This is a genomic window from Sphingopyxis macrogoltabida (assembly GCF_001307295.1).
Lineage (GTDB): Bacteria > Pseudomonadota > Alphaproteobacteria > Sphingomonadales > Sphingomonadaceae > Sphingopyxis > Sphingopyxis macrogoltabida_B.
Window position 1 is genome coordinate 728,347 of record NZ_CP012700.1, and the last position, 15,646, is coordinate 743,992.

The following is a 15,646-nucleotide window of genomic DNA, read 5'->3' on the forward strand; positions in this document are numbered from 1 at the left end:
TAGCGGGGCAACGACTCGTCGCAAACCCCTCTTAAACGGTTCGTCGCAGATCGAAGCCGGTTGGCAGAATGAAATCGGCAGAAATCCGCCTATTTTTGCTGATCGAATAGTCCATCCTGCGATCCGGCGGGCGGATTGAGCCCCAGATGCTTCCATGCGCTGGCGTTGAGCATGCGGCCGCGCGCGGTGCGCGCGATCAGCCCGATTTGCAACAGATAGGGTTCGACGACATCCTCGATCGTGTCGCGCGGCTCTGACAATCCGGCCGCGAGGGTTTCGACCCCGACCGGCCCGCCGCGATAGATATCGGCGATCATCGTCAGATAGCGCCGGTCCATCGCATCGAGCCCGAGCGCGTCGACCTCCAGCCGGTTGAGCGCCGCATCGGCCGCCTTCGCATCAACCACTGCGTGCCCCGCGACGGTCGCGAAATCGCGCACGCGGCGGAGCAGCCGCCCGGCGATGCGCGGCGTCCCCCGCGAGCGCTTCGCGATTTCGAGCGCGCCGTCGGATGCGATCGGCAGCGCGAGCAGCCGCGCGGCGCGCGTGATCACCTGTTCGAGTTCGGCATGGGTGTAGAAATTGAGCCGTACCGGAATGCCGAAACGGTCGCGCAGCGGCGTCGTCAGCAGGCCCTGCCGCGTCGTCGCGCCGACGAGGGTGAATTTGGGCAGGTCGATGCGGACGCTGCGCGCCGACGGTCCTTCGCCGATCATAATGTCGAGCGCGCGATCCTCCATCGCCGGGTAGAGGATTTCCTCGACCGCGGGCGAGAGCCGGTGGATTTCGTCGATGAACAGGACGTCGCCGTCCTCGAGATTGGTGAGCAGCGCGGCGAGGTCGCCGGCCTTGGCGATCACCGGGCCGCTGGTCGAGCGGAACCCGACGCCGAGCTCCTTCGCGACGATCTGCGCGAGGGTCGTCTTGCCGAGCCCGGGCGGTCCGAAGAACAGCACATGGTCGAGCGCGTCGCCGCGTGCCTTCGCGGCTTCGACGAAGATACGCAAATTCTCGCGCGCCGCCGCCTGGCCGACGAATTCGGCGAGCGACTTCGGCCGCAGCGCGGCATCGGCATCCTCGGGGGTGCGAATGGGGGTGGTAAGGGCGGGCTCAGTCATAACGCTCTATTGCCTCGCCGAGGATACAAACCCAAGGTAACTGACGATCCTCATAGACTGAAAATTGCGGCTCGAAGTCATGGCCGGGTTCGAAATTGCCGATCGGCACGGCATAGCTGTCGAGTTCCGGGCGGTTGAGAAACCAGAGCGTTGAGCCGCAGTCCTTACAAAAGTAGAAGTCCGCGAGCGTGCCGCTGCCGCCGGCATGTTGGTACAATTTCGCTTCGCCTTCGGTGCGAACCTGATCGGCCGGGAAGCGCGCCTGTGCGGAAAAGGCGCTTCCGCTCCGCGCCTTGCAATTGCGACAGTGGCAGACGGATACGCGGATCGGTTCGCCCGAGCAGACGATGCGGAGCTGGCCGCAGCGGCAGGAGGCGTTGCGGGTGGGGGTGTCGGTCACGGCTTTGCGATATCCTTGAATTTCGTCATGCTGAACTTGTTTCAGCATCCATGGCCCGGCGGATCGGCCCTGCGCCGACTTCGAAGGCGAGGTCGCGCCATTCGGGGTTGTCGGCCTCGATGAGATTGATTTTCCATGGGCGATGCCAGTTTTTGAGCTGCTTTTCGCGCGCGATAGCAAGGGCCATTGTGCCGAAAAGCTCGAAATGGACGAGGCGATAGACACGATATTGGTCGGCAAAACCTTTTGTCGCGACATTTCGATGCTGCCACATCCGTTGCACAAGGTTGGAGGTGACGCCGATGTAGAGCGTGCCGCTGCGGTGGGTGGCGAGGATGTAGGTGCAGGGCTGAAACGTATCGCGCATGGTGGAGCGCTTACGGCCATGGATGCTGAAACAAGTTCAGCATGACGAGGGAATGAGCGGTTGGCCTTTTCATTTCGCTGCCTTCTTGAGCGCGGCACGTACCAAGGCATCAAGGCTCGCGCCGGCGCCTAGCTCTTCACTTGCCGCGGCAACCGCAGCGCTCGCTTCGCCGGGCTTGAAGCCGAGGCCGGTGAGCGCGGTGACGGCGTCGCCGAGTGGGCCAGCGGTCGCTGCCAAGGATGGGCCGCTCCCCGCAATTCCTCCCAGCGCCCCCGCCTTGTCCTTCAGCTCATGCGTGATCCGCTGCGCGAGCTTCGGCCCGACGCCGTTGGCGCGCGCGATCATCGCGCTGTCGCCGCTCGCAAGCGCGCGCTGCAAGTCGCCGATTTCGAGCGCCGAGAGGATGGCGAGCGCGACCTTGGCGCCGACGCCCTGCACGCTGGTGAGCAGGCGGAACCAGTCGCGTTCCTCGGCCTTCGCAAAGCCGAGCAGGCGCAGGAAATCCTCGCCGACGAGCATTTCGGTATGGATGGTGACCCCGCCGCCGACCGGGCCCAGCGCGTCCAATGTGCGCGCCGAGGCTTCGACCAGATAGCCGACGCCGCCGACGTCGATCACCGCATGGCCTGCGCCGCTGGAATCGAGCCGTCCGGTGAGTTTCGCGATCATGGCCCGTGCCTAGCGCGAGGAGAACGAAAAGGGAATCAATTTCCCTCTTTCGTCATGCCGGACCTGATCCGGCATCCATATCTGCGACGCGGCGATCGACCCCGGATCAAGTCCGGGGTGACGAAATTCAGAGGCGCGGGCGGTGATTTGCGTGGCAGATCGCGATCGCGAGCGCATCGGCGGCGTCGGCTCCCGCCACCTTGGCGCCGGGGAGCAGGACGCGCAGCATCGCCTGCACCTGTTCCTTCGCCGCCCCGCCGGTGCCGACGATCGCCTTCTTGACCAGCCGCGGCGCATATTCGGTGACGGGCAACCCACCGCGCGCGCAGCCGAGCAGCACCACGCCGCGGGCGTGTGCGAGCTTCAGTGTCGATTGCGGATTGTTGTTGACGAAAACTTCCTCGACCGCTGCGCACGTCGGTGCATGATCGGCGATTACGGCCGCGAGCACCGTATCGAGATGCGCGAGCCGGTCGGGCAGGGACGTCTTCGCGTCGGTCTTTACCTGCCCGTTGGCGATATGGCTGATCCGGCTGCCCTCGACGCGGATGACGCCCCAGCCCGTACAACTGAGCGAGGGATCGAGGCCGAGGATGATCAGCCGAGCTTCTCCATCACCGCATCGGGGATTTCATAATTGCCCCAGACGGTCTGGACATCGTCGTCGTCGTCGAGCGTGTCGATCAGCTTGAACAAGGTCTGTGCAACGCTTTCGTCGCCGACTTCGCTCTTCAGCGTCGGCTTCCACGCCAGCTTGACGCCTTCGGCCTCGCCGAGCTTCGCTTCGAGTGCCTTTGCGACTTCGTGCAGGCTGTCGACGCTGGTCCAGATGTCGTGGCCGTCCTCGGACGATTCGACGTCGTCGGCGCCGGCATCCAGCGCGGCTTCGAACACCGTGTCGGCGTCGCCCGCGCTCACGCCATAGTTGATCAGGCCGAGCCGGTCGAAGCCATGGCTGACGCTGCCGCTGGTGCCAAGGTTTCCACCATTCTTGCTGAATGCGGTCCGTACGTTGGTCGCGGTGCGGTTGCGGTTGTCGGTCAGCGCCTCGACGATCAGCGATACGCCGCCGGGACCATAGCCTTCGTAGCGGATTTCTTCGTAATTATCGCCATCGTTGCCTGCTGCCTTGTCGATCGCGCGCTGGATATTGTCCTTCGGCATCGACTGCGCCTTGGCGGCGTTGACCGCGGCGCGCAGGCGCGCGTTCGCGTCGGGATCGGGCAGGCCCATCTTCGCGGCGACGGTGATTTCGCGACTGAGCTTCGAGAAGAGGCTGCTGCGCTTTTTGTCCTGCGCACCCTTGCGGTGCATGATGTTCTTGAATTTACTATGGCCGGCCACAGCCTACCTCCATCGGATCGAAAAATATGGCGGCCGCCCTAGCGCGGCCGCGCCGATCAGACAACCACGGCGGTGCCGCTGGCGGAGACCATCAGCATCGAGCCGTTCTGGCCGAGCACCTCGTAATCGAGGTCGACGCCGATTACCGCATTGCCGCCGAGGCGCGTCGCTTCGGCCTCCATCTCGGCGATCGCTTCCTTGCGCGCACGGGCGAGGACGTCCTCATATTTGCCCGAGCGGCCGCCGACGATGTCGGTGATGCTGGTGAACAGGTCGCGGAACAGGTTGGCGCCGACGATCACCTCGCCGGTGACGATGCCCAGATATTCGCGGACCGGACGGCCTTCGACATTGTTGGTGGTGGTGCTAAACACGTTTTCATCCTCCCAGCGGCGCCGCGAATCCGGCGGCTTCGTCCTGCTATTCGAAAATGGCCCTTCTGTCGTGGGCTTCGCGACAAAGGGCGACGAAGATGGCCGCAGCGACAACCGTGTATGCAAAGCGGAAGATCCCGTCGCCGAGCTGCATCAGCAGGAACATGCCGCGCGTCAATTCCTGACCGTCATGGCGATAGGAAAAATAGACGGCGAGCGCCATGGAAGGCATCGCCAAGGCCAGAAAGGCCGGCAGCCAGCGGCCGGTTTCTGTCCACATCATCCGGAAGAATTCGTGCAACGTCGGTTGCCTGGTACCGGCCGCCGCCCAGATCGCGGCGAGAAGCAGCGGAAGCACGAGCAGCTTGCCGGCCGCGGCCAGCAGAAAGAAGGCCGAATAAGCGGGGACGATCGTGAGCATCATCAAGCTCACGATCGCGCTCGCTGCCATCGGCCAATAACTGTCGATGATGAAATAGGCCAGGATCGCGCCGATCGTGACGATCCAGCGGGGGTGCGGGCTACCGGACGGGGCGGCCGATGTATGCGCCAACCAGACTATGAAGCAGGCGAGCAGTACCAGATTGACGATGTTTGCGGGCGCCAGCCAGATTTGCGTCTGGCCGGTCAGCATGATGACGATGGCCAGCGCGGCCCGCAGCACCAGCATTCCCAGCAACCAAAAGCCGACCGGTTCGCGCCTCGCGATACCCAGGGCGAGGCGAGCAACGCCGGCGTCTGCCCGCGTCATTCTGGTCGGCTTTTGCAGCGATGCATCCGCTTGCCGTGGCGCCGGCATCAGTCGATGCCGAGCGCCGATTTATAAACGTCGAGGATCGCTTCCATTTCCTTGCGGTCGTGGATCGGCATTTTCCTCAGGCGCACGATCTGGCGCATGATCTTGGGATCATAGCCGTTGCTCTTGGCTTCGTTATAGGTGTCGCGGATATCGTCGGCGATGCCCTTTTTCTCTTCTTCCAACCGTTCGACGCGCTCGATGAACAGGCGCAGTTGCTGGTCGGTGGTGGTGGCTTCGCTCATTTCAGGCTCCGGTGATGGGAAAGATGTGACGCGAGAATCGCGGCTGGCGCGTCCTAGCGGCGTCAGGGATTCTTCGCCATGCTTTCTTCCATCCGCTTGAGCTGTTCGGCGGTCGCCGCGGTGTGATGCAGCGCTTTCCATTCGGCGGTCGGCATGCCGTGAACGATCGCGCGGCCGGCTTCCTTTTCGAGGTCGCCCGCCTCGGCGATCCAGTCGCCGAGGCAATTGCGGCAGAAACCGGCGAGCCCCATCAGGTCGATATTCGCGGCGTCGCTGCGATGCTGGAGCAGCCGCACGAGACGGCGGAAGGCCGCAGCGGCCACCGCATCGTCGAGGCCGTCGAGCGCGTCGTTCGCGGGAGTCTGGTCGTCGCTGCAGGACATGGCGGAATTCCTTCTGGTCGGCAGATGAATAGCTATACGCGGCTTGCCTTGCCGGGGATATACGCCCTAGGCAAGCCGCCCAGCCTTTCCAATTGTCGGAGCACCCGTGGTCCAGAGTTTTACGCCCCGCCAGCGCAAGGTCCGCATCCTCGCGACCCTCGGCCCCGCGAGCGCGAACCCGGAGATGATCGCGGCGCTGCACCGCGCCGGCGCCGATGCCTTCCGCGTCAACATGAGTCACGGCGATCATGCGGGTCACGCGAAGGTCATCGCGGCGATCCGGGCGCTGGAGAAAGAGACGGGGCGCCCGACGACGATCCTCGTCGACCTGCAGGGACCGAAGCTGCGCGTCGGCACCTTCAAGGACGGCCCCGCCGAGCTGGTGAAGGGTCGGAAGTTCGTTCTCGATGCCGACAAGACGCCGGGCGATGCGACCCGCGTCCACTTGCCGCATCCCGAACTCTTTGCCGCGCTCGAACCCGAGACGCGGCTGCTCGTCGACGACGGCAAGCTGGTGCTGCGGGTCAAGAAGGTTGGCGCCGACCGGATCGAGACGATCGTCGAGGTCGGCGGCCGGATTTCGGATCGCAAGGGAGTCAATGTCCCCGACGTTGTCGTGCCGCTGGCGGCGCTGACCGAAAAGGACCGCAAGGACCTGACCTTCGCGCTTGAGCAGCATGTCGACTGGATCGCGCTGTCGTTCGTCCAGCGCCCGGAGGACGTCGCCGAGGCGCGGCGGCTGATCGGCGGCAAGGCAGCCTTGCTGGTGAAGTTCGAAAAACCGTCGGGTGTCCAGCGGATCGATGAGATATTGGAGATTGCCGACGCCGCGATGGTCGCGCGCGGCGACCTGGGGGTCGAACTGCCCCCGGAAGCCGTGCCGCCGCTGCAGAAGCGGATCGTCGCGACTGCGCGGCGGATGGGCAAACCGGTGGTCGTGGCGACGCAGATGCTCGAATCGATGATCGTCTCGCCGTCGCCGACGCGCGCCGAAGTCAGCGATGTGGCCACGGCGGTGTACGACGGGGCCGACGCGATCATGCTCTCGGCCGAGACCGCGGCGGGGGCCTGGCCCGTCGAAGCCGTCACCATGATGGATTCGATCGCGCGTTCGGTCGAAAGCGATCCCGATTATTTCCGCCGCCTACATTTTACCGAGACGCACCCCGACGCGACGACTGCCGACGCGCTTGCCGAGGCGGCGGGCGACATTACGCGCACGATCGCCGCCGACGCGATCATCTGTTTCACCTTCTCGGGGTCGACGGCGCGCCGCGTCGCGCGCGAGCGGCCGGGCGCGCCGTTGCTCGTCCTGACCCCGAAGAAAGAGGCGGCGCGGCGCATGGGACTGCTGTGGGGCGCGCATGCGGTGCCGACCCGCGATATCGGCAGCTTCGAGGAGATGATCGCCAAGGGCAAGCGCATGGCGCTGCGCCACGGCATCGGCAAGGCGGGCGCCAAGCTGGTGATGATGGCGGGGGTGCCGTTCGGCACGCCGGGATCGACCAACGTGCTGCATGTCGCGACGCTGACCGGCGACGAGCTGCGCGGATACGCCTGACTGATTCACTCTGGCACAAAAGTTACCCGCCGATTCAGTAATTTGCGAAGTTGAGTCAGAACGGGACGAACAAAAATGGTAAATGCTGTTTGCACCATTGACCGGGCGCGGCATATTCGGTGCATGTAGCGCGTCGGGACCCGCGTCGGGGGGATCGGCATCGCAAAAGCCCGGAGGTTCCCACGCGTGTCCGCACCGTTCCGTTTCCCGCGTTTCTTCGTCACCAGCCCGGCGCCTTGCCCCTATCTGGAGGGCAAGACCGAACGGAAGGTGTTCACCGAACTCAGCGGCAACAATGCGAACGAACTCAACGACGCGCTGGGCCGTATCGGTTTCCGTCGCAGCCAGTCGGTCGCCTATCGCCCGAGCTGCGCCGATTGTTCGGCGTGCGTGTCGGTCCGCGTCTGTGCGGGCGAGTTCAAGCCGAGCAATTCGCAAAAGCGCAACCTGCGCCGCAACGGCGACCTGATCGCGACCGCCTGCAAACCTTGGGCGACCGACGAGCAATATAGCCTGCTCCAGTCCTATCTCGCCTCGCGCCATCCCACCGGCGGCATGGCCGACATGGACGATCAGGATTTCGCCGACATGGTCGAACAGACCCCGGTCGACAGCCATATGATCGAATATCGCGAGCCGACCGCCGACGGCAGCCGGGGCCGCCTCGTCGGCTGCTGCCTGACCGACCGGCAGGGCGACGGGCTGTCGATGATCTACAGCTTCTTCGACGCGGCGCACCCGATGCGCGAGGGGCTCGGCACCTATATCATCGCCGACCATGTGATCCGCGCCGCGAACGCCGGCCTGCCCTATGTCTATCTCGGCTACTGGATCGAGGGATCGGCGCGCATGGCGTACAAGGCACGCTTCCGCCCGCTCGAAAAGCTGGGCCCCGACGGCTGGGCGCGGTTCGAGCCGGTGGCTTCGGACCGCATCGCGGCGATTTTCGAGCTCGCCTGAATCGGGCTATTGCGAACGTCTCGCAGCTCCGCCTCGCCGGTTGACCTTTTCCCGCTTTCAAGGGCATAGCTTCATCTTCAGGACATAAGTCCGGGTCGCATCCATATGAAGGTCGCTTGGGGGCAAGCGGTTGGGGGGAATAGGATGCCCGTTCACGCGTTCCATGTCTTTTCGATCAGGGCTTTCGGCCGCGAAGGCGCGCGTGCATGAGTGACGCGGTCAAGGTTGCGATCATCGGTTCGGGCCCCGCGGGACTCAGCGCCGCGTCGCGTGCCGGGCAGCTCGGGCTGAGCCACGTCCTGCTCGAAAAGACCGACCATCTTTCCGATACGATCTTCAAATATCAGAAGGGCAAGCGCGTGCTTGCGACGCCCGAGCGGCTCGACCTGCGTTCCGACTGCCGTTTCGCCGAGGGCGCGCGCGAATATATCCTCGGCAACTGGGACGAGGACGCCGCCAATAACAAGGTGAATGTCGTCAAGCATGCCGAAGTCACCGAAGTGACGGGGCAGCAGGGCGCGTTCGAGATCAAGACCGCCAAGGGCGAGGTCTACAAGGCCGAGAATATCGTGCTGGCGATCGGCACGCAGGGCAATCCGAACCGCATGCGCTGCGGCGGCGCCGACCTGCCGCATATCATCTATCAGGTCGACGACCCGGAGGATTTCAAGGACAAGCATATCACCGTCGTCGGATCGGGCGATGCGGGGATCGAAAACGCCCTCGGCGTCGCCGAAGAAGCGCTCGAAAATACCGTCACCATCCTCAACCGCTCGAAGGATTTCGCGCGCGCCAAGGCGAAGAATGTCTCCGACATGATGGAGGCGGGCGAGAACGGCTTCATGTCGATCCGCACCGAGACACAGCCGAAACTGGTCGAGCCCGGCTGGCTGACGCTCGAAACGCCGACCGGCGACGAGAAGATCCAGTGCGACGTGATCGTCGCGCGGCTGGGTTCGGTCGCGCCGCGCGGTTTCGTCGAATCGATGGGGATCGAGTTCACCGGGCCCGACCGCGAAGCCTTTCCGAAGCTGTCGCCGACCTTTGAATCGACCGTCCCCGGCATTTTCGTGATCGGTGCGCTCGCCGGCTATCCGCTGATCAAGCATTGCATGAACCAGGGCTATGATGTCGTCGAGTTCATCAACGGCAATACCGCGCTGACCCCCGCCGACGAAAAGGATCTCGCCGCAATCTTCGCAGGGCTGCCGCAGCAGAAACCGGTCAGCGAATGGCTCGAGTATCTGCGCACCCGCATCCGCATCTTCGCCGATGTCTCGCCGCTCCAGATGCGCGAATTCATGCTCGATTCGAAGGTCGCTTTCTATCGCAAGGGCGATGTGGTGTTCGAAAAGGGCGAGCCGGGATCGTCGCTGTTCGCCATCGCCGATGGCCATGCCGAGGTCGAGGTCGGTCCCGGCATCACCGTGCCGATCGAACAGGGATCGATCTTCGGCGAGGTCGGGCTGATTTCGGGCCGCAAGCGCGGCGCGACGATCCGCGCCGGCGAGGACAGCATCTTCGTCGAGGTCTCGCGCACCGCGGCGCTCAAGCTGATGGCGGCGGTGCCCGGCGCCAAGCGCGTGATCAACCGCATCTCGCTCGAACGCCAGTTGCTGCAGATCTTCAAGGGCGGGCTGACGGTCGACGATCTGGCCGAAGTCGTCGACACGGCGGAGGTCGAGCGCGTGCCTGCGGGCAAGACGGTGCTGACCGAGGGCGAGCAGGGCGACGACGTCTATGTCATCCGCTCGGGATCGATGGTGGTCGAGAAGGATATCGGCGGCAAGCCGATCTTCCTCCGCTATTTGCCCGCGGGCAGCTTTTTTGGCGAGATGGGCGTGCTGAGCGGCGAGCCGCGCAACGCCACGGTGAAGGCGGCGGTGGGCGCCGAACTCATCAAGCTGACTGGTGAAAGCTTTCGCAAGATGCTCGCCGCGCGGCCGCAGGTGCGCGAGGCGACCGAGGCGGCGGTCGCTGAACGCGCGCAGATGAACAGCTTTATCGAATCGCGCAAGGCAAGCTATTCGAGCGCGGTCGACCTCTATTCGGACACCGCGAGCTTCATCATGAAGGAGGGGCTCGGCGAAGCGACCGACGCGCTCCTGATCGACGAGAATCTCTGCGTCGGCTGCGACAATTGCGAGAAAGCGTGCGCCGACAGCCACGAAGGCCTGTCTCGGCTCGACCGCGAGGCGGGCAAGACCTTTGCGCATCTGCACGTCCCGACGAGTTGTCGCCACTGCGAGCATCCGCACTGCATGGCCGACTGCCCGCCGAACGTGATCCACCGCGGCCCCGATGGTGAGGTGTTCATGGAGCCGGGTTGCATCGGCTGCGGCAACTGCATGCGCAACTGCCCCTATGGCGTGATCCGCATGGAGGCGGCGCCACCCCAAAAGCCGAGCCTGCTGCGCTGGCTGCTCACCGGCTTCGGCCCCGGCCCCGGCGAACCGTCGCCCAAATGGACGAAGAAGCAGCTGGGTGAGGAGAAGCCGAAGAAGATCGCGGTCAAATGCGACATGTGCAAGGGCATCGCGGGCGGGCCCGCCTGCGTGCGGGCGTGCCCGACCGGCGCCGCAATCCGCGTGTCGCCCGAGGAGTTCCTGTCGATCGCGCGGCTGCAAGAGGACGCCGACTGATGGCGAGCCTGTTCCAGCGCCGCCGCAACAAGGCCACGCAGGTCGAGCGCGTGCGCGAACGGCGGCACGAGGGTTTCCTGCGCTATGCGGGTTTCCGCTGGGCCAAGATCTCGGCCAGCCTTTGCCTGCTCGTGATCGTCAGCTACGCACTGGTCGACGTGACGCCGCGGCATAATGGCGGGAGCTGGTACGGCTATACGCTCGGCACCATCGGCGCCGGGCTGATCTTGTGGCTCACCGCATTGGGTTATCGCAAGCGCAAGATGACGAGCGATCACTGGTCGCTAAAGGCATGGACCTCGGCGCATGTCTATCTGGGGCTGAGCCTGATTGTCATCGGCACCTGGCACACCGGCTTCCAGCTCGGCTGGAACGTCCACACGCTGGCTTGGGCGCTGATGATGCTCGTCATTCTGTCGGGGCTTTATGGTGTCGTCGTCTATGCGACCCTGCCCGCGGCGCTGTCGAACAACCGCGACGAGATGACGCAGATGCAGATGCTCGAGGCGATCCGCGCCTTCGACCGCCAGCTCCATACGGCGGCGCAGCCGCTGACGCCCGAGGACACGGCGCCGGTGCTCGCGGCGCTCGACGAGGACCCGTTCGCGGGTGGCATCGGGGCGCGGCTGTCGGGCCGCTACCCCGATTGCGCGACGGCGGCGGCGCACCGCGCGCTTTCCGCATCGCGGAGCAGCGATGCCGAGGCGCGCGAGAAGGTGGTCGGGCTGCTGTCGCAGAAGCAGGCGGCGCTCGGGCGGCTGCGCCAGCATCTTCGCATCCGCGCGTTGCTCGAAATCTGGCTTTATGTGCATGTGCCGCTGACCTTCGCGCTGATCGCGGCGCTGTCGGCGCACATCGTCAGCGTCTTTTTCTACTGGTGAGGCGGGACCGATGAGCTTCATCCTGCGCCGCATCTCGACGACGAAGACGGGCAAACAGATCATCCGCGATGCGCCGCTGCCCGGCGAGACGATCACGCTCGGCCGCGAGGGCAGCAACACGATCCACGTCGCCGATCTCGCGGTAAATCCCCATCATGCGACGATCAGCAGCGCCGACGGGCGCCACGTCCGCGTCGCGGCGAGCGAAGGGCTGGGCTTCGACATCAACGGCCGCTCGGTCGACACCGCCGATATCGACAGCGCCGCGGGCGCCGAACTGCGCTTCGGCGGCCACCGGCTGACGATCGCGCGCGAGGGCGACGACATCATCCTGCTCGTCGAGCGGATCGACGAGCTGTCGCAATCGTCGAAGGACGTCGACGAGGCCAAGGCCTTTTCGCTCGCCGGGGTGATGCCCGGCAAGCGCATGGGGGCGTGGGTGTTCGGCCTCTTGATGCTGGCCGCCTTCCTGATCGGGCCGATCTGGGCGTGGTACAGCTACAGACAAGTGGACGAGCGCCCCGACGGTTATCATGCCGACACCGCCTGGTTGTCCGGACCGCTGTCGAGCGCGCACGCCAGCCTGAAGAATGATTGCCAGTCGTGCCACGTCGAGCCGTTCGTTGCGGTGACCGACAAGGCGTGCGTTAATTGCCACACCGGCGAGCACAAGGCGATGAGCATGGCGCATGCGAACGCCCCGGCAGCGATGCTGCTCGCGGCACGCCATCCGCCGGGGGTGGGCGAGAAGATCCTCGCCGGCTTCGCGAAGACCTTCAACAAGCCGCAGGGGCGCTGCGTCGATTGCCATACCGAGCATGAGGGCGCGGGACCGATGCCCGCAACGCCGCAGAAATTCTGCGCCGATTGCCACGACGGCATGTCGGCGCGGCTGAAGACGGCGGGGCATCCGACCTTGCTCGGCGACGCCGGCGATTTCGGCACCTGCCATCCCGAATTTCGCCCGCTCGTCCGCTCGGCGCCCGGCGCGAAGCTGGTGCGCAAGACGCTTGCCAAGGGCACGGTCGATTATAACGGCCTCAAATTCCCGCACGACCTGCATTTGCAGGCGACGGGCGGGGTCGCGCGCATGGCGGCGAGTTTCCGCGGCCGATACGATTTCGGGCAAAAGCTCGAATGCGAAAACTGCCATCGCCCCGACGCCGACGGGGTACGGATCAAGCCGGTCGAGATGGAGCGCGACTGCGCGATGTGCCACAGCCTCGCGTTCGAGACCGTCGGCGGGGTGACGCGCACGCTGCGCCATGGCGAGCCCGATCAGGTCGTCGCCGACCTCACCGCCTATTATCGCTCGGCCCCGCCGGCGCGGCCGTTGCAGCTCGGCGGGATGCAGCGGCGGCGGCCCGGAAACTATGCCGAGGGGCAAGTCTACAACATCTATTTCCGCGAGGTCGCGGTGCGGCCGAGCCGGGCGCAGGACGCGGTGCGCGCGGTCTTCTCGAAGGGCGGCGCCTGTTACGACTGCCACACCATTTTTGCGCCGCAGGCCGGGCAGGGATGGCGGGTCGCCGCGATCGACCAGACACCGCGCTTCCTGCAAAAGGGCTGGTTCGATCATGACGCGCACAAGGAAACCGACTGCGCCGGCTGTCACACCGCCGCACCCGGATCGAAGGCCGCGACCGACCTGCTGGTTCCCGGCGTCCGCCAGTGCCGCGACTGCCATGTCGGCGAGGGCGGCGCGCGGCTGGTGAAGGTCGAGACAGCGACCGAATCGCCGTGCGCGATGTGTCACGAATATCATTCGGACGGCGGCAAGCCGTGGATGCCGCCGACGCAGCGCAAGAAGAATGTGAGCGCGATCACAGACCGGCCGCCGCGCGGCGCCTATGCTGTGAGCCTGATCACAGGTGGCGAACGGCGCGGTCTTTATGATGTGACGTGGCGCGCGCCTGCGCTAAGACCCGCCGACAGGGGTGGATGAAGATTGGGCGGTCGGACCAGCCGGCCGGAGCAGGGGACGGATATGCTGATCGCCCAGATCACCGATATTCATATCGGTTTCGATCCGGACAATCCGGCGGAATATAACCGCAAGCGGCTCGACGAGGTCCTCGACGTGCTGATCGACGGCCCGAACCGTCCCGACCTTTTGCTCGCCACCGGCGACATCACCGACCGCGGCGACGCCGACAGCTATCGCCGCCTCGCCACCGCTTTCTCGCGCTGTCCCTTCCCGGTGTGGCCGAGCGTCGGCAACCACGACGTGCGCGACAATTTTCACGCGCAGTTTCCGGGTTTCGACGACGGCAGCGGCTTTGTCCAATATGCGATCGAACTGCCCGAAGTGCGGCTGGTGACGGTCGACACGCTCGAGGAAGGACGTCACGGCGGCGCCTTTTGCGAGCGCCGCGCCGCCTGGCTCGACGCCGAACTGGCGAAGGACGGGACGAAGCCGACCTATGTCGTGATGCACCACCCGCCGGTCGAGAGCGGCATCGAGTGGATGAACACGCACCCCGACGAGCCCTGGGTCGCGACCTTCGGCGATGTCGTGCGGCGCCACCCACAGGTTCGTGGTCTCATCTGCGGTCACCTGCACCGCAGCGTCACCGTCGCATGGGAAGGACGCACCATCGCGATCTGCTCGTCGACCGCGCCGCAGGTGTCGCTCGACCTCAGGCCGATCGACGAGAATCATCCCGACGACCGCCCGATGATCGTCGCCGAAGATCCCGCCTATGCCCTCCACCGCTGGAACGGCCGCGAACTGGTGAGCTTCTATGATCACGCCGGTGCGCACACGATGCTCGCCAAATATGACCGGGGCCTGCAGCCGCTGGTCCGCGAGTTGAAAGCCGAGCGACCGGCTTAATTCTTTTCGGCCGCAATCATGGCGCCGGCGATGCACGCAGCGAACAGCGCCGCCTCCAGCATGGCCGTGGCTAGCTCGCCTGCCGTTCCGATGCCGCGCTCGCCAAAGAGCGCGCCGATCGCATCGAGATCGAGGCGCGAGCCGGGGAAGCGGCGTTCGAGCAGCGCGAGACTGCCGCCGAACAGCCGCCCTCCCAACAGGCTGATCGTCGCGCCGCCGGCCGCGCCAACGAGTGCGGCGAGTGCGGTGCGCCTTGCGAACGGCCAGCCGGGCGCGCGCCGGGCGACCCAGAGGGCGATACCGACGGTCCCGCCGAGCAGGGCGCCTTCGGCCGCGCCGGTAAAATCGCCCGGGCTTTGTCCCAGCAGCAGGCTGAACGCATCGAGTCCGATCAGCTTGGCGATCGCCCCGACCAGAAAACCGCCGGCTGCGCCGCCGATGATCGTCCACATGTCGCGCCGCGCCGGGGCGAAGTGCGCAGCGGCGATGCCGAAGGATACGCCGGCGCCGCCGATCGCCGCCAGCGTGGTGGTCAGCGCGAGCAGTACCAGCAGCACGGAGAGGGCGTTGCCGCCTGTCGCCGATGGCTGGGCCGCGGCAACCAGACCATAGAGCAGCCCGCCGATCGCGCCGGCGAGCGCCGCGCCGGCCGTACCCGCACCGCCGGTCAGCAGAATATCGTGGATGCGGGGCGCCGCCACCGGCGGCGTGGAAGGCGCCACGACGGTTTCGACCGCCGCGATAAAACGATAACCGTGCTTGGGAACCGTTTCGATAAAGCTCGGCCGTATCGCGTCGTCGCCGAGCAGACGGCGCAGCGTCCGGATGCATTGGGTCAGCGCCTCATCGGTCACCGGCACGCCATGCCAAACCTCATTCATGAACCGGTCCTTGGGCACCATCCGACCGTGTTCGCGCACGAGCAGCGCGAGCGCGTCGAGATAGCGGGCGTTGAGGTCGACCGGGTTGCCGCCTTTCAGCAGACGCCGGTCGCCGGGCTCGAACAGAAAGGCATCGAAGCGATAGCTTTCCACGGTCATTTTTCAGCCAAATCTCATATTTTGCTCATG

The 15,646-nt window shown here is 65.4% G+C and carries 17 protein-coding genes; 6 read left to right on the plus strand and 11 right to left on the minus strand.

Annotated features, from left to right (window positions below; translation table 11 throughout):
* Nucleotides 1–89: 89 nt before the first annotated feature.
* The 10 genes from ruvB to AN936_RS03505 form a co-directional block, all read right to left on the minus strand.
* Nucleotides 90–1,118, minus strand: coding sequence for a Holliday junction branch migration DNA helicase RuvB (ruvB, locus tag AN936_RS03460; protein ID WP_054586916.1), 1,029 nt, complete (start codon nucleotides 1,116–1,118; stop codon nucleotides 90–92).
* Nucleotides 1,111–1,518, minus strand: a complete 408-nt coding sequence (locus tag AN936_RS03465; RefSeq protein ID WP_054590082.1) for a GFA family protein — start codon at nucleotides 1,516–1,518, stop codon at nucleotides 1,111–1,113. The genes ruvB and AN936_RS03465 overlap by 8 nt, the downstream gene beginning before the upstream one ends.
* Nucleotides 1,519–1,543: 25 nt before the next feature.
* A complete protein-coding gene (locus AN936_RS03470; RefSeq protein WP_054586917.1) occupies nucleotides 1,544–1,885 on the minus strand; it encodes a GIY-YIG nuclease family protein in 342 nt (113 codons plus the stop codon).
* A gap of 69 nt (nucleotides 1,886–1,954) precedes the next feature.
* Complete coding sequence (ruvA, locus tag AN936_RS03475) at nucleotides 1,955–2,554, minus strand: Holliday junction branch migration protein RuvA (protein ID WP_054586918.1); 600 nt, start codon at nucleotides 2,552–2,554, stop codon at nucleotides 1,955–1,957.
* Between the two features lie 127 nt (nucleotides 2,555–2,681).
* The gene (ruvC, locus tag AN936_RS03480; RefSeq protein ID WP_054586919.1) at nucleotides 2,682–3,155 is read right to left on the minus strand and encodes a crossover junction endodeoxyribonuclease RuvC; all 474 of its coding nucleotides are present in this window, start codon (nucleotides 3,153–3,155) and stop codon (nucleotides 2,682–2,684) included.
* Nucleotides 3,152–3,898, minus strand: a complete 747-nt coding sequence (locus AN936_RS03485) for a YebC/PmpR family DNA-binding transcriptional regulator (protein ID WP_054586920.1) — start codon at nucleotides 3,896–3,898, stop codon at nucleotides 3,152–3,154. Before AN936_RS03485 ends, ruvC begins: the two co-directional genes overlap by 4 nt.
* A gap of 56 nt (nucleotides 3,899–3,954) precedes the next feature.
* On the minus strand, nucleotides 3,955–4,272 hold the full coding sequence (locus AN936_RS03490; protein ID WP_054586921.1) for a heavy metal-binding domain-containing protein: 318 nt from the start codon (nucleotides 4,270–4,272) through the stop codon (nucleotides 3,955–3,957).
* 46 nt (nucleotides 4,273–4,318) lie between these two features.
* Nucleotides 4,319–5,023 (minus strand): hypothetical protein, encoded by a 705-nt coding sequence (locus AN936_RS03495; RefSeq protein WP_054586922.1) that lies wholly within the window; start codon nucleotides 5,021–5,023, stop codon nucleotides 4,319–4,321.
* Between the two features lie 47 nt (nucleotides 5,024–5,070).
* On the minus strand, nucleotides 5,071–5,313 hold the full coding sequence (locus AN936_RS03500; RefSeq protein ID WP_054586923.1) for a DUF2312 domain-containing protein: 243 nt from the start codon (nucleotides 5,311–5,313) through the stop codon (nucleotides 5,071–5,073).
* A 62-nt stretch (nucleotides 5,314–5,375) separates the two neighbouring features.
* Nucleotides 5,376–5,696 carry a DUF1244 domain-containing protein gene (locus AN936_RS03505; protein ID WP_054586924.1) on the minus strand — a complete coding sequence of 107 codons (321 nt, stop codon included), beginning with the start codon at nucleotides 5,694–5,696 and terminating at the stop codon, nucleotides 5,376–5,378.
* Between the two features lie 106 nt (nucleotides 5,697–5,802).
* On the opposite strand from AN936_RS03505, the gene pyk reads away from it, so the two are divergent.
* The 6 genes from pyk (at nucleotide 5,803) to AN936_RS03535 (ending at nucleotide 14,576) form a co-directional block, all read left to right on the plus strand.
* Nucleotides 5,803–7,257 carry a pyruvate kinase gene (pyk, locus tag AN936_RS03510; RefSeq protein ID WP_054586925.1) on the plus strand — a complete coding sequence of 485 codons (1,455 nt, stop codon included), beginning with the start codon at nucleotides 5,803–5,805 and terminating at the stop codon, nucleotides 7,255–7,257.
* A 186-nt stretch (nucleotides 7,258–7,443) separates the two neighbouring features.
* Nucleotides 7,444–8,217, plus strand: coding sequence for an arginyltransferase (locus AN936_RS03515; RefSeq protein ID WP_054586926.1), 774 nt, complete (start codon nucleotides 7,444–7,446; stop codon nucleotides 8,215–8,217).
* Nucleotides 8,218–8,423: 206 nt separating this feature from the next.
* Nucleotides 8,424–10,859, plus strand: a complete 2,436-nt coding sequence (locus tag AN936_RS03520) for a cyclic nucleotide-binding domain-containing protein (protein WP_054586927.1) — start codon at nucleotides 8,424–8,426, stop codon at nucleotides 10,857–10,859.
* Nucleotides 10,859–11,740: a hypothetical protein gene (locus tag AN936_RS03525; RefSeq protein ID WP_234715731.1), complete on the plus strand. Its 882-nt coding sequence runs from the start codon at nucleotides 10,859–10,861 to the stop codon at nucleotides 11,738–11,740. Before AN936_RS03520 ends, AN936_RS03525 begins: the two co-directional genes overlap by 1 nt.
* A 10-nt stretch (nucleotides 11,741–11,750) precedes the next feature.
* Nucleotides 11,751–13,685 (plus strand): cytochrome c3 family protein, encoded by a 1,935-nt coding sequence (locus tag AN936_RS03530; RefSeq protein ID WP_054586928.1) that lies wholly within the window; start codon nucleotides 11,751–11,753, stop codon nucleotides 13,683–13,685.
* Between the two features lie 42 nt (nucleotides 13,686–13,727).
* Nucleotides 13,728–14,576 (plus strand): metallophosphoesterase, encoded by an 849-nt coding sequence (locus tag AN936_RS03535; RefSeq protein WP_054586929.1) that lies wholly within the window; start codon nucleotides 13,728–13,730, stop codon nucleotides 14,574–14,576.
* Here AN936_RS03535 and AN936_RS03540 read toward each other — a convergent pair.
* Entirely contained in the window at nucleotides 14,573–15,616 is a 1,044-nt protein-coding gene (locus AN936_RS03540) for a winged helix-turn-helix domain-containing protein (protein WP_084758151.1), read from the minus strand. The genes AN936_RS03535 and AN936_RS03540 overlap by 4 nt on opposite strands.
* Nucleotides 15,617–15,646: the final 30 nt, after the last annotated feature.